This window comes from Paenibacillus sp. FSL W8-0426, from assembly GCF_037969725.1.
Lineage (GTDB): Bacteria > Bacillota > Bacilli > Paenibacillales > Paenibacillaceae > Paenibacillus > Paenibacillus hubeiensis.
The window spans coordinates 2899464-2916643 of the sequence record NZ_CP150203.1 but is presented as its reverse complement, the minus strand read 5'-3'; the positions used below and the strand labels follow the sequence as shown (position 1 = coordinate 2916643).

Annotated in this window: 17 protein-coding genes and 1 pseudogene; 4 read left to right on the top strand and 14 right to left on the bottom strand. The window is 51.2% G+C overall.

Annotated features, from left to right (window positions below; translation table 11 throughout):
* Window positions 1-168: 168 nt before the first annotated feature.
* The 13 genes and pseudogenes from MKY59_RS13305 to MKY59_RS13245 all read right to left on the bottom strand — a co-directional run bounded on the left by MKY59_RS13305 (window position 169) and on the right by MKY59_RS13245 (window position 11075).
* Window positions 169-1239, bottom strand: a complete 1071-nt coding sequence (locus MKY59_RS13305) for an aminotransferase class V-fold PLP-dependent enzyme (protein WP_339277975.1) — start codon at window positions 1237-1239, stop codon at window positions 169-171.
* Window positions 1226-1684, bottom strand: a complete 459-nt coding sequence (locus MKY59_RS13300; RefSeq protein WP_339277974.1) for a MarR family transcriptional regulator — start codon at window positions 1682-1684, stop codon at window positions 1226-1228. The genes MKY59_RS13305 and MKY59_RS13300 overlap by 14 nt, the downstream gene beginning before the upstream one ends.
* A gap of 287 nt (window positions 1685-1971) precedes the next feature.
* Complete coding sequence (locus MKY59_RS13295) at window positions 1972-2280, bottom strand: hypothetical protein (RefSeq protein ID WP_236416920.1); 309 nt, start codon at window positions 2278-2280, stop codon at window positions 1972-1974.
* 83 nt (window positions 2281-2363) lie between these two features.
* Window positions 2364-3181 (bottom strand): annotated as a pseudogene (locus MKY59_RS13290) (nitronate monooxygenase family protein).
* Window positions 3182-3187: 6 nt separating this feature from the next.
* Entirely contained in the window at window positions 3188-3982 is a 795-nt protein-coding gene (locus MKY59_RS13285; protein ID WP_339277973.1) for an energy-coupling factor transporter transmembrane component T, read from the bottom strand.
* Window positions 3982-4830, bottom strand: a complete 849-nt coding sequence (locus tag MKY59_RS13280; protein ID WP_339277972.1) for an ATP-binding cassette domain-containing protein — start codon at window positions 4828-4830, stop codon at window positions 3982-3984. The genes MKY59_RS13285 and MKY59_RS13280 overlap by 1 nt, the downstream gene beginning before the upstream one ends.
* Complete coding sequence (locus tag MKY59_RS13275) at window positions 4815-5624, bottom strand: energy-coupling factor transporter ATPase (RefSeq protein ID WP_339277971.1); 810 nt, start codon at window positions 5622-5624, stop codon at window positions 4815-4817. The genes MKY59_RS13280 and MKY59_RS13275 overlap by 16 nt, the downstream gene beginning before the upstream one ends.
* Window positions 5625-5663: 39 nt before the next feature.
* Entirely contained in the window at window positions 5664-7160 is a 1497-nt protein-coding gene (locus tag MKY59_RS13270; protein WP_339277970.1) for an AMP-binding protein, read from the bottom strand.
* A gap of 60 nt (window positions 7161-7220) precedes the next feature.
* A complete protein-coding gene (locus MKY59_RS13265; RefSeq protein WP_339277969.1) occupies window positions 7221-7775 on the bottom strand; it encodes a biotin transporter BioY in 555 nt (184 codons plus the stop codon).
* Between the two features lie 251 nt (window positions 7776-8026).
* Complete coding sequence (locus tag MKY59_RS13260; RefSeq protein WP_236416913.1) at window positions 8027-8389, bottom strand: DivIVA domain-containing protein; 363 nt, start codon at window positions 8387-8389, stop codon at window positions 8027-8029.
* A 401-nt stretch (window positions 8390-8790) separates the two neighbouring features.
* Entirely contained in the window at window positions 8791-9378 is a 588-nt protein-coding gene (locus MKY59_RS13255) for a sugar O-acetyltransferase (RefSeq protein ID WP_339278385.1), read from the bottom strand.
* 178 nt (window positions 9379-9556) lie between these two features.
* Complete coding sequence (locus tag MKY59_RS13250; protein ID WP_339277968.1) at window positions 9557-9979, bottom strand: VOC family protein; 423 nt, start codon at window positions 9977-9979, stop codon at window positions 9557-9559.
* A gap of 76 nt (window positions 9980-10055) precedes the next feature.
* On the bottom strand, window positions 10056-11075 hold the full coding sequence (locus MKY59_RS13245; RefSeq protein WP_339277967.1) for a Gfo/Idh/MocA family oxidoreductase: 1020 nt from the start codon (window positions 11073-11075) through the stop codon (window positions 10056-10058).
* Between the two features lie 189 nt (window positions 11076-11264).
* On the opposite strand from MKY59_RS13245, the gene MKY59_RS13240 reads away from it, so the two are divergent.
* From MKY59_RS13240 to MKY59_RS13225, 4 genes are all read left to right on the top strand, one after another.
* Complete coding sequence (locus MKY59_RS13240; protein ID WP_339277966.1) at window positions 11265-12131, top strand: MurR/RpiR family transcriptional regulator; 867 nt, start codon at window positions 11265-11267, stop codon at window positions 12129-12131.
* A gap of 201 nt (window positions 12132-12332) precedes the next feature.
* Entirely contained in the window at window positions 12333-13799 is a 1467-nt protein-coding gene (locus MKY59_RS13235) for a spore germination protein (RefSeq protein WP_339277965.1), read from the top strand.
* Window positions 13792-14883: a GerAB/ArcD/ProY family transporter gene (locus MKY59_RS13230; protein WP_339277964.1), complete on the top strand. Its 1092-nt coding sequence runs from the start codon at window positions 13792-13794 to the stop codon at window positions 14881-14883. Before MKY59_RS13235 ends, MKY59_RS13230 begins: the two co-directional genes overlap by 8 nt.
* On the top strand, window positions 14880-16001 hold the full coding sequence (locus MKY59_RS13225) for a Ger(x)C family spore germination protein (RefSeq protein ID WP_339277963.1): 1122 nt from the start codon (window positions 14880-14882) through the stop codon (window positions 15999-16001). Before MKY59_RS13230 ends, MKY59_RS13225 begins: the two co-directional genes overlap by 4 nt.
* 93 nt (window positions 16002-16094) lie before the next feature.
* Here MKY59_RS13225 and MKY59_RS13220 read toward each other — a convergent pair whose 3' ends face one another.
* Window positions 16095-17084 carry an aldo/keto reductase gene (locus tag MKY59_RS13220; protein WP_339277962.1) on the bottom strand — a complete coding sequence of 330 codons (990 nt, stop codon included), beginning with the start codon at window positions 17082-17084 and terminating at the stop codon, window positions 16095-16097.
* Window positions 17085-17180 lie beyond the last annotated feature (96 nt).

Here is a 17180-nt window from a genome sequence, read left to right as displayed (position 1 = left end):
ACGGTAAACCTCTATAATATCAATCATTCTGACCAAATTAGTATGAATTAAATGGAGTATACCTGCTTTTCATTCCCATAAATACGATAAAAGCCGCCCAAAGGCGGCTCTTGCAGAATCATATATAGTCTGAAGCAAACTATTCGCAACTCACTCACAGCTGCAATCTCACGCTGATGTATAGCTAAGATGGGCGGATGCAAGCTGTATTCTGTGAATGTCATCGGTCAGCATGTCCACATGTTCCTTTTTGGTTGCCCAGCTTGTACAGATCCGGACGACCGTGTGCGTGTCGCCAAGTTTTTCCCAGACGGAGAAAGAATAGGTTTGGCTTAACGTTTCAAATACGTCGTTCGGCAAAATCGGAAATAGTTGATTCGTTCCGGAGTTATAGCGCATCCCGAATCCGTTCAACACAAATGCGTTTCGAATGTCCGTTGCCATCCGTACCGCATGGCGGGATACGTCATAATAGAGCCCGTCCTCAAACATCGTTTCGAACTGAATGCCAAGCAGTCTGCCTTTGGCCAGCAGTCCTCCACGCTGCTTGATCTGATATCTGAATCCCTGCTTGAGGCCATCGTTGACGATCACGACAGCTTCCCCGAACAACGCCCCTAGTTTCGTTCCTCCGATATAAAAGACGTCACACAGTCGGGCAATATCCGCCAACTCAAGATCACTGCCTTCGGAAACCAGTCCATACCCCAATCTGGCACCATCCATAAAGAGGGGAAGTCCGCATTCCCTGCACGCACGGCTCAGTGCTTCCAATTCGCTCAGGCTGTACGTTGTGCCATACTCGGTCGGGTGCGATATATAAACCAAACCAGGTTGAACCATGTGCTCCCGGTTGCCGCTGTTCCAGTGGGTCATATGTAATTCCCGGATTTGCTCGGCTCTCAGTTTTCCATCGTCGCTGGGAAGGGTAAGCACCTTATGGCCTGTCGCCTCGATTGCCCCGGTTTCCAATGTTGCGATATGCCCGGACACAGCGGCCACTGCCCCTTGATGGGGGCGCAATATCGAAGAAATCACCGTCGTGTTCGTCTGCGTTCCGCCAACCAAAAAGTGCACGTCTGCCTGCTCTGCATGACATGCTTTTCGGATCAGGCCTCTTGCCCTTTCGCAATAGATATCCGTGCTGTATCCCGGAGTCTGCTCTTCATTGGTTTGAACGATGCGCTCCAGAATCCGCCCATGCGCACCCTCCGCATAATCATTGTCAAAACGTATCATTGCCTGCACCTTCCGAAGTTTCTAATTTTTGTTGAATCAACACCATGGACGCATGGATCTCTCGAATATCCTTTTCCGACAAGTTTTTGAATAAACGGTGGATTTGCTCATCCGATTTTTGATCCAATTGGGAAAACACCTCAAGACCCTTATCTGTCAACGAAATCAGGCTTGTTCTGCTGTCCGACTCCGAATTTTCTTTCCTGATGAGTCCTTCCTTGCCCAGTTTGGCAATAATTCTGCTCATATAGCTGCGATCAATATCCAGCTTCTCGACCAGACTGTTCGCAATGCTTTGTCCCATAAAACCGATCTCCAGAATGACTCGCGCTTCAGTAAAAGAGTACTTGGAAGTCAATATATGTTTGTCCAGCAGCCCAAGAATGCTTGTATAGAAACGGTTGAATTTGCGGATATCCGCAACGATCGGATCAGTCGGATACATCGTCAATCCCCTTTTTTGTGGACTATGTCAACAAATAATGTAGATCGTTTTGTGGACGTTGTCAACTAATATTTGATGAAAGACGCTCTCACGTCCCCCTCCTCGTCTCACCACGCAAAAAAGGCCAACCGGTAATTACCGGCCGACCCATTTCTGGAACGGTGCCCATAAATGACCACGGTTTGCTAATTTCAAGAGCGACGTATTCCACAACTCGTTCAGAAGCGAACTCGAAAAAAACAACAAAAAAAGCCGCCACATCTGGCGACTTCCTACGTTATACGTACTTATCCTTCAACGATGTCTGCTTGCAAATCGGTTGCAATTTCGATCATTTTGGGAACGACGGCTTCGCTGCTGACCGCAACATACAGGTCTCCATCATAAAGACGGAATGGAATTTCCGCCTCCCCTAGGTTCCACATGAAGAAGTCCCCTTCAATGGTCATCGTGCTTTCAGGCCCTTTGACGACAAGAGTCGAAGAATAGGCAAAATCGGCTTTGGATTCAAAATATCCTTTGCATTCTTCAAGCGAAATCGCCGGGTCATTATGGTTTTCCTGCATCGTGCGCGTGATCCGAAAACGCTGGTTCATGGTTATGCCTCCAAAAATCAATATTCACCTTCATAGAGAAAAGAAAGCTGGCTCCCATACAGTATAATGGATGTCCTTGAATGTCAATGTTCGCGCCTACCGCCCCACTTATTCCGAATGCACTCCGCTTCGTGAACCATACGCTCCATCAGTTCGGATACGGAAGGCACATCCTGAATGAGACCTGCCACTTGGCCGGACCAGCCGAAGCCCTCTCCTTCCGATCCGTCATGAATCCAGCGCCTGTTAACGTCACCGCTAATGAGCGGCATAAGCTGCTCGATGCCGTCCCCTCTCTGTTCTGCGGCAAGGATTCTCTCGGCGGCAGCGTTTCGCAGCACCCTTCCCGGCTGACCGATGGATGCTTTGATCACGGTCGTGTCCGCCTCCGAACGGTTCACTAAAGCCTGCTTGTAAGAGGCCGATGCAGCCGCGCATTCCTTCGTCGCCACAAACCTCGTGCCCATGACGATCCCTTCGGCACCAAGAGCCAGCGCAGCCATCCAGCCGCGCCCATCACCGATTCCGCCTGCGGCAATGACGGGAATCCGTATCGTATCCGCGATGCTGGGAACCAAGACCATCGTTCCCACGCCGTCGCGCCCAAGATGGCCGCCGCCTTCGTGACCAACCGCCATGACCGCCGATGCGCCGAGCTGTTCCGCCTTTTGCGCTTGTCTGCGGGAGGACACCAGCACAAGGGTTCCGTCAACGTCCGCGCCCGGCGAATTTCGCGGCGAAGCGTCTCGGCATCCGGCAGGCTCATGGCTGTAATTTGCCCCAACCCGCCCGCGTTTGATACGGCCGCGGCAAGCTCGGAGTACCCCAAGTAGGCAAGCCCGCCTTGAATGATCGGATACCGGATGCGAAGCATGTCCGTGATACGCGTATTCCAATCCATCCGTCGCTAACCTCCCCATATCATCCATAACGCAATGGCCATTGCGCTTCCGCCGATCCAATAATCGGCCTTGGCCAGCTTTAATTGCCGATAAGAACTTCTCCCCCTGCCATCCCCATAAGCTCTGGCCTCAATGGCCAACGTGAGTTGTTCCGCCCGTTGAATCGTCGTCATGAACAGCGGGACCACGACTGGAATATAAGCAAACAACCGTCTCGGCAGGGGCATGGCGGCGATATCGTAACCCCTGGCCTTCTGGGCAAGCAAGATGCGGTCCATCTCCTCCAGAATCGTCGGGATAAAACGAATCGCGATGGTAATCATCAGCGAAACCTGCTCCACGGGCACGCGCAAACGCGAAAGCGGCGACATCAGCTTTTCCAAGCCTTGGGCAAGGGATAGCGGTTTGGTCGTTAACGTTAAGACGGATGCCAGCATAATCATCAACGCAATGCGCCACACAACGGTTATTCCCGCTTCGATGCCATCCACGGTTAACGTAATGACCGACCAGGACCAGATGACATGATCTCCTTGGGTGAAGAAGGCATTATATAAAAGCGTAAATGTTAATATAAACCAGACCGGCTTCAACGTCTTCACATATACCGACAGCGGAATGCGCGACAAGAGGACGCAAACCAGCACCAAAACGGTAGCGAGAGCAAATCCCAATAATGTCGCGAGCCTAAGCAAACCGAACATGATCATCATAAGACTAACCAGCTTCGTGCGCGGATCAAGCCTGTGCAACAGCGATTCTTTGGCCATGAACTGTCCGAACAGAATATTATTTTGCATCACAGGCTCCTCGCTTGCCATACCGCCGACACTTGTTCCAGAATGTCGGTTTCCCTGCAGCTGCCCGTATCTACGGACCGGCCGGACAACTCCTCGACGAGATGCAGCAGCTGCACGGCTTCCGGCAGCGGCAGGCCAGCCTGATCCATCACAGCGCCTTTTTGCAAAAACAACGTATGTACGTCGCAATGCTCCAACATTTGGCCGTCATGAAATACCATGACCTCATCCGAATACTCCGCAACGTCTTCCATCCGATGCGAAATAAATACGACCGTGCGCTGCCCCGCCCGCTGCCATTCACGCAGCATATGCAGCACTTCCATACGCGCTGCCGGATCCAGTCCCGACGTCGGTTCGTCGAGAATAAGCAGTGCCGGGTCCATCAGCAGCACGGAAGCCAGTGCCACACGCCTTCTCTGGCCGCCGCTTAGCTGGAATGGCGCAAGATCCAACAGTTCTTTAGACAGTCCGACTTGCGGCAAAACGCGGTCGATGGCCTCCGCGATCCGCTGTGAGCCCCATCCTTGCATTCGCGGCGCAAAAGCCAGCTCTCTGGCGACGGTAGTTTCGAACAACTGATGTTCAGGCACCTGAAAAACGATGCCCACATCATGAATCACGCCATCCCTTCCTTTGCCGTCTCCGAAAATCTGCCGCTCATCGATGCGATACTCTCCTTCATCGGGGATGACGAGTCCTTTCAATACATGGGCAAACGTCGATTTACCCGCGCCGCTGCGGCCGACGATCGAGATCCAGCGTCCTTCCCGCAAAGTGCACGTCACGTTGCGCAATGCCGTCCGCTCCGCAAAATGGACGCTAACCCGGTTTAGCTCGTATGCCATCGTTCCCGAATCCACTCCTTCCAGTCCGGCGTAAGCGGCTTGTCCCCGACGGAACCTGCCAACGCCATTCGCAGTCTGGCTGCGAACGGCTGCTCCAATCCGTATTCGTTCAACGGCTGCGTTTCAAAGAACGCCGCAGGCGTTCCATCGAATGCCATCCGTCCGGCATTCAACCATATCACGCGCTCCGCATAGAGCACTTCATCCATATGATGCGTGATATGAATGACGGTGACGCCGCGAAGATGCAGCTCTTGCAAAATGCACATAATCTGCCGTCTTCCTTCCGGATCAAGCATCGATGTCGCTTCATCCAGAACGATGACGTCCGGCTGCATAGCCAGTATGGCCGCAATGGCCACGCGCTGCTTCTGCCCGCCCGACAATTGATGCGGGCTCATCTCCGCTTCCCGCTCGAGTCCGACCTCTTTCAACACCTGATGTAAGCGGACATGCATCTCAGCCCGGGACAGGCGAATGTTTTCCATGCCGAACACAATCTCGTCCGTTACCGTCGTCGTAACGAATTGATCATCCGGATTCTGGAAGACCATGCCGATATGTTGATGGATCTTTGCCGCCTCTTCCGGCTTGGAAGTACACCAATCATCAAATCGGATCTCGCCTTTCTTCGGCTGCAGCAGCCCCTTCATCAACTTGGCGAGGGTTGACTTGCCCGAACCGTTTCCACCGATGATGGCGGCGAATTCGCCTTTGGGGACAGACAGGCTGATATCGTGCAGAACGTCCTGTCCTTTGCGATAATAAAAATGAACCTGATCCAAGGTCAGCATAAACGGCATCGTCTCCTTTCTTTCATCCTTAATCTGAGTCTATCCCTTATTCGAACACGCTTGTTCTTTCATAAGCTGGCGGGCAATCTTGCCACTGCTCGTATAGGCAAACCTTCTCACCGTCACCAGCGCTTTCGGGATTTTGTATGCTGCCAGGCCGTATTGCTTGCAAACCTGCTTTATTTCGTCCAAACTCCATTCCGGCACCTCTGCATGCCACTGGATCATCGCCGTAACCCGCTCTCCCCAACGCTCGTCCGGTTTGCCGAAGACCATCACCTCCCGAATGGAAGGAATCCGCTGCAGGACGGCCTCCACTTCCTCCGGAAACACCTTCAATCCGCCGGTTTTGATCATGTTCTGCACCCGTCCTGCCAAATAAAGATAACCGTCCTGATCGACATACATGTAATCCCCCGTTCTGAGCCAGCCTTCCCTGAACGCCCCTGCCGTTTCTTCCGGCAGCTGATGATAGGCTTTGAACGTCATCGGGCTTCGGAGGAAAAGTTCGCCCGCGGTGCCCGCGGGCACTTCCAGAAAACGATCGTTCCGGATCGAGATTTCTACGCCCTTGAACGGTCTCCCCAGCGATCCGGGGCGCATCTCCCGAAGGACATCCATGTAACTGATATAACTCGCTTCCGAAGAACCGTAATACTCGTATAAAGCCGTACCGGCAAACACTTCCCGGCACCGCTCCTTCGACCCTTCCAGCCATTGACCGCCCGAACTGATCAGCGCCTGAATCGAGCCGGAATGCTCAACTGCGGAAGCATGCTGCAACAAAGCATCGATCATGGCAGGCACGACAAACAAGACCATGCCACGTACGTCGGAACAGAGCTCCATGACGTTTTGCGCGACAAATCTCTCCATGACATAAAAGGTCGCACCGCTGTACAAAGACTGCACCAATGCAAACAGGGACAAGGAATGCACGAACGGTCCCGGGGCCAGCACATGCTCCATCGACTCAAGCCGAAAGGCTTCTTCCGTGGCATCGAAACTGCGCAGCCAAGAAAGGTGCGTACGCATGTACCCTTTAGGCACTCCCGTTGTGCCTGAGGTGAAGCCCACGAACAACAACTCGTTGGACGCGTCCACACATGACGTAGGAGGATGCGAAGCTAGCCACGGTTCATAAGTGCCTGTTTGTTCCTTGTCTTCGAACGTCAAGCAGAGAATGCCGTCATGCCGAGCCCGGAATTCTTCCAACCTCGCTCCCTCGCCAAAAATGACCTTGGGCTTGCAGCTTGCAATGACGCCCTCCAGTTGATTCGTCGTCCAACCGGTATCCAGCAGAACCGGCACACATCCTGCCTGCACTGCGCCGAGGAACACTTCCGCAAATTCTACCCGATTGGCGGACAGGATGGCAATCATGTCTTGCGGGGTGCAGTGTTGCCCCAATCCGGCAGCAATTCTTCCGACTCGCTCGGCAAGTTGCGAATAGGTAAGTTGTCCGCTTCCGTGGCGAATGGCTATACGATCGGGATACCGGGTTGCGCGATTCAGAATGGGCTCCGCCAGATTCATTTCGTATCCCCTTTCATTCATACTGGTCGCTCGATCCTAGAACCGCAGTATGGCTCCATGTCAGGAATGGTGGATCTTCTCTTCGATCGGGCTGATCGCTTTAAGCTGCACGACGATGACAGAAGCAATGACCGCCTTGATCAGATCCCCCGGAAGATACGAAGCCGAACTCACGATTCCAGCCCAAACGGGCGTATTGGTAATAAGAGCCATGACAGGCGCACCGATCAGGCTGACCAGGATGACGCCGAATATAATATTGATGACCACGAGTTTCCATGTTTTCAGTTTCGGCCAGACCTTCTCGGATGCCCAGCCAATGCAGAACGCAGCAATGGGCCAACTGAAAATGAATCCTGCGGAAGGGCCGACCAGCATCGCCATTCCGCCGCGTCCGCTCGGGAGCACCGGCAGGCCGATCGCAATCAGCAGAATAAACAACATCAGGCTGATGGCTGCCATACGTTTCCCCAAAAAGCAGCCTGCCAACATGACGCCAAGCGTCTGGGCGGTAATCGGCACGGGGATGAATCCAAGCGGGATGGGCGGGATCAAGCCCAATACGGCAATGAACGCAGCGAATAATGCGGCGTATACCAGTTCTTTCGTTTTCAAATGCAGTACCTCCACCATATGAACCAAATTTTAGCGTCGACGTCTAATGCATTGAATTATAGTTTGGTCGATTATATTTGTAAACCATTAATTTAATATCAGGTTTACAATAACCCGAGAACCCCTTATTTAAGTTGAACTATATAAACCGGAAAAAAGATGCACACGTTAACGGAGAGGCAGCAGCAATCTCGAGAAGCGAAGCGCGTAGACAGAAATTAAAAAAACACCCTTTCAAGGGTGCCCCGAAATCACGAATGATGTATCCTGTTCAATTCGCGAACGCTGTATTCGAGTTGTTTAATGACGCCTTCCAGATGTTTGCGCTGGGTGAAATTCCGGTTCCATTCCGGTTCTGCGTGTTCCTTCAAGCGACGAATCTGATGTTCGTAGTCGTGCTGCTGTTCCATCATGTCCACGATATGCGCATAAAAACGCTCGTAATCTTTGACAACCTGATCAAGGAATTGGTCGACGGTTTTCGGATCATATCCGCGGACCGTGTATTTGAATTTTATTTCGTGAACTTGTTGGGCGTCCATGCTTATGCCCAGCTGCTCAAACAATTGTTTTTGTTTTTTCAGTCGACGACTCATGTATTCTTCCATATCCATTTTTCCGATGCCCCCATTATCTGCTCATGCCGCATTTATAATTTGAGTTGTACTAAGTGAAGTAAACTATTGCCTGATATGATCTGTCTTCCAATCGAAAAGAGTATTTCCCCTTTCTCATCCTATATGATTGCTGTCTTCATCCGTAAGTACCTCCAAAACGTCCATACTTCTGTGAATCGTGTACAGCATGGAGCATGTTGCCCATCCCGAGATCACGATGATTCTTTAAGTATAACGATGGGGAATAAACATTTTCTAAACATTCGCTCGCCAATTCCAATGACGGAATATCGCCCACCTTTTTGGGTCTAAGGAACGCAGAAAAAAAGAAAGCCGCCTTACGGCGGCGGCGGCTTCCTGCGATATGCAGTCGTATGAACGATGCGATTTTCGTTGCTTTACCTTTTCGGGTATTTATGTTTGTCCTCTTCCGTAATTTCCCGGATGACCCGGCACGGATTACCTGCGGCGATAACCCCTGAAGGAATATTTTTGGTGACCACGCTTCCCGCTCCGATCACGGTGTTGTCGCCGATGGTGACGCCAGGCAGAATGGAAACGCCACCGCCGATCCACACGTTGTTTCCTATGGCAATGGGCAAAGCGATTTCAAGTCCTCGATTGCGCTGCTCGACGTCAATCGGGTGTCCTGCCGTGTAAAAACCGCAGTTCGGTGCAACGAACACATTGTCGCCAAATGTGATTTTACCTGCGTCAAGCATGACGGCATTATGGTTGCAATAGAAGTTTTCGCCGATTTCGATGTTGTATCCTTGATCGCATACGAAGGGCTGCTCGATCAAAAATTTGTCCCCGGTCTTGGCAAAAAGCCGGCGAATTATGCTTTCCCGCTCCTCCAACATGCCTGGACGGAGATGATTATAGTCATAACACAGTTCTTTCGCCTGCAAACGTTCCGCAACCAACTGGGGATCGTTGTTGTTGTCGTACAGCCATCCTTGGGCCGCTTTCTCTTTTTCGGTCATGCTCATGCTTGCCCTGCTCCTTCTTATATCATATGCCTGCCTATACTCCATGACTAACTCTACCATAGTCTGGAATAAACGAACAGGCACGCGACTTCATGCATTGAAGGCTTGCTCTCTGTTCCATGCTCATGCTGCTTTAACTCACGCTTGCATCCCCGTTATATGTTTATATTATTTATGCTTCAGCTTCCCACTGCGGATTCCAGACAATCTCCCACAGATGACCGTCAGGGTCCTGGAAATAACCTGAATATCCGCCCCAGAACGTGTCATGCGCCTCCACCGCAATGCTTGCTCCAGCTTTCCGCGCCTGCTCCATCGCCTGGTCCACTTCTTCTTTGCTGCCCACGTTGTGCCCGATCGTAAACGTGACCGGACTTGAAGGCGTTAGCGGAAGACCCGTGTCATGAGCAATATCTTTTCGGCTCCAAACGGCCAATCTCAACCCTGGCTGCAAATCAAAAAAGGCAACTGCACCGTGCTCAAACTGCTGCCCTACGATACCTTCTGTCGGAAATCCAAGCCCATCGCGGTAAAATGCAAGCGATCTTTCCAAATTATCCACACCCAAAGTGAGCACCGTGATTCGTGGTTTCATGGTGGTTCCTCCCGTCCATATTTCGGCGACGCATTGACCGATTGTCCATTTTTTTATCGCAGAAACGTCCTCATATCTACTTGCATCCTTGGATGGCGGCCTCCAGCATTTCCATGTTCCAGAGCGTTTCCTCGTCGCGGATCATTTTGGGAGAGCCATAAAAAATGGCATTATAGAGGTCCTCATACACTCGTCCATAATCCCCGCGCTCAGATACCACTTTCTCCTCATGATAAACACCTTCCTCATCCACATAGGTCAGCGTTCCATAATGTTCAGGCAGATCCACACCGAAGTCGTCATGTCCTTCGGGTAGATAAAACAGCTTCAAATGCTCTTCTTGCCGATCCTTGGTTTGTTTGACGAAAACGCCCTTTTTGCCGTAAAGCACAAAGCTCGGCCGCTCCTTCAGCCGGAAAAAACTCGATTTGATCGACACCTTCAGTGCGCCGTAGTACAGGTCCAGATCAAAATAATCATTCATCCTCCCCTGTCCGAGCAATTGTCTCACGTCGCAATGAACGCGTTCGGGTTTTCCGAACCAGGACACAACCTGATCAATGGTGTGGCAGCCATGGCCATACAGATAACTGGATAGATAGGAAAAATGCGTGGTCGATTCCGGGATCTCTGGCCGAAAATAATCGAAGTGCATTTCCACTTCCAGCAATTCCCCCAGCTTTCCGCTCTGCAGCACCTTTTGTGCAGTCAGAAAATCCGAATCGTATCGGCGATTCTGATAACATTGAACCAGCAGGTTCTTCTCCCGCGCGTAATTGAAAATGGACACAGCCTCTTCATGCGTCATCATGAACGGTTTTTCGACCAACACGTGCTTGCCGTGGTCCAACGCCATTTTTGCGTAATCATAATGCGTATCCGTATGCGTGCACACTACGATTAACCGGATGTCCGGATCGCTCATCATGCGTTCAAGCTGGTCCGTATACTCGATGCCTGGAATTCGTTCCCATTCACTTTTCTCCGGGTGGCGGGAGTAGATGGTTTTGACTTTCATATGGTCCCGTGTCAGGACAAACGGCAAATGATAGCGATTGGTGCTTTTTCCGTTTCCGATATATCCGATAGTTAACATGATCCAATATCCCCTTTTTGGCGTGTTGTTCTTTGATTATAGATAAAAGGATGGCGTTACAGTATATGTCTCGTTCAAAATGGTATAAATGTTCATGATGTATACCTGCATCGCCCGATTCTATGCACAAATTGTGCATTTCTATACTTGCCGTCCCGGCTCTGATACAATATTCTGGGGTGAACGCCAATGAAATTGCTGCATCAATTGAAGCAAATGAACGATTTTACGGTTAATGAACAAAGCATTGCGTCTTATATTTTGCGGCATCAGGAGAGCTGCCTTTCGTTAAGCGTGCAGGAGCTCGCCCAAGCCACCTTCACCTCGCATTCCACCGTCGTTCGGCTTACGCAGAAATTGGGATTAACGGGATTCAAGGAATTCAAAATCAAACTGGCTCGCGAATTGCAGGACAATCTCCATCAAATCAACAGCGTAGATGCCAATATGCCTTTCCAACTGTACGAATCACCGATTCAGATCTCCAAGGATATCGCGGAATTGATGAAGGAAACGATCGACAGAACCTTTGCCATGCTGGATGGCGAATTGTTGAATCGGTCAGCCCTCTTGTTACACAAGGCGAAGCGGATTCTGATTTTTGCGCTGGGCGACTCACTGATTCGAGCCAAGAGCTTTCAGAACAGAATGTACAAAATCAACCAGTACGTCGTCATTGCGACCGAAGTTTCGGACTGGGCTTACCATATGGTGAACATGACTTCTGAGGATTGCGCCATTTTTTTGACGTATCACAACAAATCCCCGATCTTCCTGAAGGCTGCACGACATTTCCGTCATATCCGCACGCCGACGGTCACTATTACTGCGTCCATCCAAAGCGAGCTGGCTCGGCTTAGCACGATATGCATTCAGGTACCGAATGATGAAGTGCATCACGCCAAGATCGGCACCTTCTCTTCGCAAATCGCGCTCGAATATGCGCTTAATGCGTTGTATTCTTGTATTTACCAGATCAATTATGCCAATCACAAGCAAGCGATGTTGGACTCTGTGGCGATTTTTCGCTCCTTTGATATGATGAATGATGTATAGTCGAACACCGAAAAGGCCGGGAAACTGCTTCCCGGCTTTTTAATTTGCTCGATTTCTCCATTCAACGGCGAATAACAGCGGCGGTTATATGTCCAATGCAATGACGGGTTGAAATCGATATTGCGTAGATGGCTAACCATTTGGATAATTGCACCTGATTCGGCACACATTACTTCTATCTTCCAGCGCGAGAGGTATCCCATGAACAAACCACATTTCGCTGTTGCAGCATTAGCCGACAACGTTGCTTTCATTGAACAGCAGCTCTTTCACACCGATGATCTGGTCAAACACGCCGTTGTGCTTCATGACACGCCAGGCATGCTCCTGTATATCGACTCGTTGGTCGATCAGGAAGTGGTTCAGACCCATATTTTGGGCGACTTGTACGATTCCTCGAATGATTCGCATTCCCATAACATGTTCACAACGCTCGGCAGCAGCAAGGATAACGATCTGCAAACCGCCGTCGAAGCTCTCATTCAGGGAAACTGCGCCTTCATTTTAGACGGAATTTGCGAATTCTACATCCTCAGCTCCGAAAAATGGTATGCCCGCAGCACGGCGGAGCCAGAGAATGAAGGTGTCATTCGTGGACCTCATAACGGATTCGTTGAACCTTTGCAAGTCAATCTGAATTTGGTACGCAAACAGCTTACCAGCCCTTCCCTGATCGTTCGATACCATACGGTCGGTTCCAAAACCCGTACCAAGGTTGCGGTGGTATACGTTCAGGATCTGGCCGACCCTGAACTTGTAGAAAAAGTGCAGCACCGTATCCAATCCATTGACTCGGATATGGTCATGCCGCCGGGATTCATACAGGAATTCATGGAAGACAACCCGTATTCTTTGTTTCCGCAGCAGCTCAGCACGGAACGTCCGGACCGGGTCGTGGCCCATCTTATGGAAGGGCGCGTAGCCATCATTGCGGACGGCAGTCCATCGGCGCTGATCGCTCCGGTCACGTTCTTTGCCTTCTACCAAAGCCCGGACGATTACCATGGACGCTGGCTGATCAGTTCATTTCTCAGATTCATTCGCATGGTCAGCTTCATGATCGCGTTTACGCTGCCTGCGGTGTACATCGCCACCATTACCTTTCATTGGGCCATTTTGCCGCTGGAGCTTGCCCATACGATCAAAAAATCGCTTCAAAATATTCCTTTCCCCGCCTTGGTGGAAGCGATGCTGCTTGAACTGATTTTTGAAGTGCTGCGGGAAGCCGGTGTGCGGCTGCCCAGCCGCGTCGGGCAAACGATCGGCATTGTAGGCGGTTTGGTCATCGGGGATGCCATCGTTCGTGCCGGTCTGGTCTCCTATACGATGATTATCGTGGTTTCGCTGACGGCCATTTCGTCTTTCCTGATTCCGTCCCATGAAATGAGCTCCGCCGTGCGCATCCTTCGCTTCCCCATGATGGTGGCTGCAGCCATTTTCGGATATATTGGCATCTCGTTTGGCTTGGTTATCCTTACGATCCATCTGTGCAAACTGGAAACGTTCGGCACGCCCTATTTCGCGCCGCTCGCCCCTTTTCGCCTGGCCGACATGAAAGACGTCATGATTCGTTTCCCGATTTGGGCGCTTCGGGGGAGGCCGCATGGCACGCAAGCCCAAAAGCTGAAGCAACAAGACTTCCCTAGGAGTTGGAAGCGTCGTGAATAAAGAAACGAGCATAACACCGGGACAATTGTTTTTTCTGATCATCAAATTCGAAATCGGCGTGGATATTCTTTCCCTCCCCTATCGGATGCACCTGCTGTCCAAGGGGGGCGGCTGGATCTCCGTGATCCTTGGCGGCCTGCTAATCCAGTTGATCATGCTCATGTGCTGGTTTCTGCTGCGCCGATTCCCCGGTTCCTCCATCTATGAGATCACGAGCCGGATTACCGGACGATGGATCGGGAAACTGCTGGTTGTCGCGTACATTGCCTATTATTTGTTAATGGGTACTTCGGTGCTCGTAAATGCGCAGGACGTCATCAACCGCTGGATGTTTCAGAATACCCCGCGATGGGCCATACTGGCTCTTTTCATGTTAGGCAGCATTTATCTGATCCGGCAAAATCTGCGCGTCATCGCTCGGGTTCTCGTGCTGATCTCGTTCCTGATCGTCCCCATGATGGTTCTGATCAGCTATGGCATCAAGGAAACCAACCTGCTGTACATTCTCCCCTTGACGGAAGCGGGATGGCCTAAAATTATCAGCGGATCTACCGAAACGCTCATGGCCATGTTCGGTTTCGAGTTCATTCTCGTCGTCTTTCCCATGGTACAAGGAAATAACGTCGGCAAGCTGAAAGCCATTGCTGCAGCCAATGCCGTCGTTGTGCTGTTGTATGGCTTTACCGTTCTGATCTGCTCGACGGCATTCAGCCCGGAGCAGCTTGGTCTGATGCCGGAACCTATCGTATATTTGCTCCGCTCCATCCCGCTGGGAACGATGGACCGGGTCGATTACTTGTTTCTCCCGATTTGGCTCATCTCGATCTTCGGTTCAATCAGCGGTTACTATTATGCGGCTTCTTATGGACTCAGCTATTTACTCAAACAGAAGAATCACCGGAAGTCCGTACCTTACATCGTCGTCGCTTCTTGCGTGATTGCCTACTTGCCGCGGCAGCAGCAGCATTTGGATTTGATCGGCAGCATCGCGAACAATTCCGCTTATTTTTTCCTTGTCGCCCTGCCTCTGCTCTTATTGCTGCTGTCCTATATGTTCAACAGAAAAGAGGAAACCAAGCCATGAAGAAAAAAAGAATCGGGCTCTTCTTTTTCTCCTTGGCTGTGCTCCTGAGCGGGTGCTGGGATCAGGACAGCTTGAAGGATGCCCGGCTGGCAAACGCTTCGGCCTATGATCTTACCGACCAAGGCGAAATCCAACAGACATTGGAAATCGTGAATGACTTTGAAGGCAATCAAGGAAACAACGACAACGAGGTCCATTCAGCGGCGGGAAGATCGGTTCGTCAGAGCACGGACCGAATTCGTACCAAAGTTACGGGAGATGTTCGCTTTTTTAAATACGGCCTGATCATGTATGGCAAGAAATTGGCCCAGCATGATATTTATCCATATCTGGATGTCCTCTATCGCGAGCCGGATTACCCCACGTCCCATGTAAAATTGGCGATCGTGGACGGCCTGGCCGGAAAGGTCCTTGAACAGAAAAAGGTGGGCAACCTGATGGTCGGGGAATTTATCATCCGGAAAATCAAGAGCCTGGAGGATTTGTGCGTTTTTCCGGAGATGACGCTGGAAAAGTTATTGCCGCCCATGCTCGATCCCGGTCAGGATTTCGTCCTGCCTTATCTGGCATTGGAGGGCGAGGATATCGCGGCACAGGGCATTGCCATGTTCCATGGTCAAAAGTTCACGGGCAGCCTGGATACCGAGCAGTCCGTATTATACGTGCTATTAAGCGGAAAGTGGAACAAAACTGCTCGCTTTGTCAAAAAGGTGAATTCAGGTCCGGACAATGATCCCCGAAATTACGTGACCTATGAAGCGAATACACAACGGATCAAACGAAAGCTGAAAGTGGGCGTCGATCAGGAAGGCCGCATTAACGTCAGTCTGAAACTGAAGCTGCCGGTAACCGTCGTGGAATATGCGGACGACCACGTGCAGCAGCAGAATACGATCCAACGACTGAACCGGGAGCTCTCCGAGCAAATGACACAAGATGCGAGGCAGATCATCCAGAAGCTTCAGCAGGGCGGCTGCGACGCATTCGGCATTGGCAGGCAGCTGATCGCCCACCATCCGGCATTATGGAAGAGCCTCGACTGGAACGATGCTTATGCCAACGTTCGGTTTCAACCCGAGGTTTCGGTAGATATTATTGGCAGCGGCGTACTGAACTAGGAACCTCGGTTTGCCGCCGTTCCTATTGACACACCAAAAAAGCGGATGACGGTTTTTGGCGACCATTCATCCGCTTTTGCATATGCGATGTATTTATTTTCCTGCATTCGGTCCAACGACGGGATGAGGCACGTAAGGTTCCTCGAGGAAGGCGACCTCGTCCGCAGTCAGCTTGACGGTCAGCGCCGCTTCGGCTTCTTTCAGGTGCGACGCTTTGGTTGCACCCACGATCGGCGCCGTTACGGGCTCTTTTTGCAGCAACCAGGCCATGGCAATCTGGGAACGAGAAACGCCGCGATTGGATGCGATCTCGGCCACACGTTCCACGATCACGCGATCGGTATTTGCCATCGCATCGTATTTGGACTTCTGGATCTGATCCGTTTCCGAACGCAGCGTCGTCGCTTCCGGATCACGCGTAAGCCGTCCCGAAGCGAGTGGACTGTATGGAATCACGCCAATCTTTTCCTCTCTGCACAGTGGCATCATCTCTCGCTCTTCCTCACGATAGAGCAAATTGAGGTGATTCTGCATGGAGACGAACCGGGTCCAGCCGTTACGTTCCGCAACGTTCAATGCTTTCAGAAACTGGAATGCGTACATCGCCGAAGCCCCGATATATCTGGCTTTGCCTGCCTTCACGACATCGTGCATGGCTTCCATCGTTTCCTCGATCGGCGTATCGTAGTCCCAACGGTGAATCTGGTATAAATCGACATAGTCCGTGCCCAGCCGTTTCAAGCTCTTGTCTATTTCGCTCATGATGGCTTTGCGCGATAATCCGCCGCCGTTAGGTCCTTGATGCATTCGCCCATGCACCTTGGTCGCGATCACGACTTCGTCCCGGTTGGCATAATCGTTCAGCGCCCGTCCGACGATTTCCTCACTGGCTCCGAGCGAGTAAACATTGGCCGTATCAAAAAAGTTGATGCCCATTTCCAACGCTTGCTTGATGATTGGACGGCTGTTTTCCTCTGTAAGCACCCACTTGTGGATCCAGCGATCCGGATCTCCGAATCCCATGCAGCCCAGACATATGCGCGATACATCCAGACCGGTATTACCCAGCTTTACATATTCCATCGATGAATCCTCCTTATTGGCTGATGTCAGGTGTATAATGCCTGTTTTCATTATGCCTGAGCACTGCTGATGAATGTTATCCATTCGTCGCAACTT

Excerpts from the sequence above, each read along its gene's own strand:
- MKY59_RS13240 (WP_339277966.1), top strand. The coding sequence starts at position 11,265 with ATGAAATTGCTGCATCAATTGAAGCAAATGAACGATTTTACGGTTAAT.
- MKY59_RS13260 (WP_236416913.1), bottom strand. The coding sequence starts at position 8,389 with ATGGATATGGAAGAATACATGAGTCGTCGACTGAAAAAACAAAAACAA.
- MKY59_RS13220 (WP_339277962.1), bottom strand. The coding sequence starts at position 17,084 with ATGGAATATGTAAAGCTGGGTAATACCGGTCTGGATGTATCGCGCATA.
- MKY59_RS13305 (WP_339277975.1), bottom strand. The coding sequence starts at position 1,239 with ATGATACGTTTTGACAATGATTATGCGGAGGGTGCGCATGGGCGGATT.
- MKY59_RS13225 (WP_339277963.1), top strand. The coding sequence starts at position 14,880 with ATGAAGAAAAAAAGAATCGGGCTCTTCTTTTTCTCCTTGGCTGTGCTC.
- MKY59_RS13235 (WP_339277965.1), top strand. The coding sequence starts at position 12,333 with ATGAACAAACCACATTTCGCTGTTGCAGCATTAGCCGACAACGTTGCT.
- MKY59_RS13300 (WP_339277974.1), bottom strand. The coding sequence starts at position 1,684 with ATGTATCCGACTGATCCGATCGTTGCGGATATCCGCAAATTCAACCGT.
- MKY59_RS13280 (WP_339277972.1), bottom strand. The coding sequence starts at position 4,830 with ATGGCATACGAGCTAAACCGGGTTAGCGTCCATTTTGCGGAGCGGACG.
- MKY59_RS13275 (WP_339277971.1), bottom strand. The coding sequence starts at position 5,624 with ATGCTGACCTTGGATCAGGTTCATTTTTATTATCGCAAAGGACAGGAC.
- MKY59_RS13250 (WP_339277968.1), bottom strand. The coding sequence starts at position 9,979 with ATGAAACCACGAATCACGGTGCTCACTTTGGGTGTGGATAATTTGGAA.
- MKY59_RS13285 (WP_339277973.1), bottom strand. The coding sequence starts at position 3,982 with ATGCAAAATAATATTCTGTTCGGACAGTTCATGGCCAAAGAATCGCTG.
- MKY59_RS13255 (WP_339278385.1), bottom strand. The coding sequence starts at position 9,378 with ATGACCGAAAAAGAGAAAGCGGCCCAAGGATGGCTGTACGACAACAAC.
- MKY59_RS13245 (WP_339277967.1), bottom strand. The coding sequence starts at position 11,075 with ATGTTAACTATCGGATATATCGGAAACGGAAAAAGCACCAATCGCTAT.
- MKY59_RS13270 (WP_339277970.1), bottom strand. The coding sequence starts at position 7,160 with ATGAATCTGGCGGAGCCCATTCTGAATCGCGCAACCCGGTATCCCGAT.
- MKY59_RS13295 (WP_236416920.1), bottom strand. The coding sequence starts at position 2,280 with ATGAACCAGCGTTTTCGGATCACGCGCACGATGCAGGAAAACCATAAT.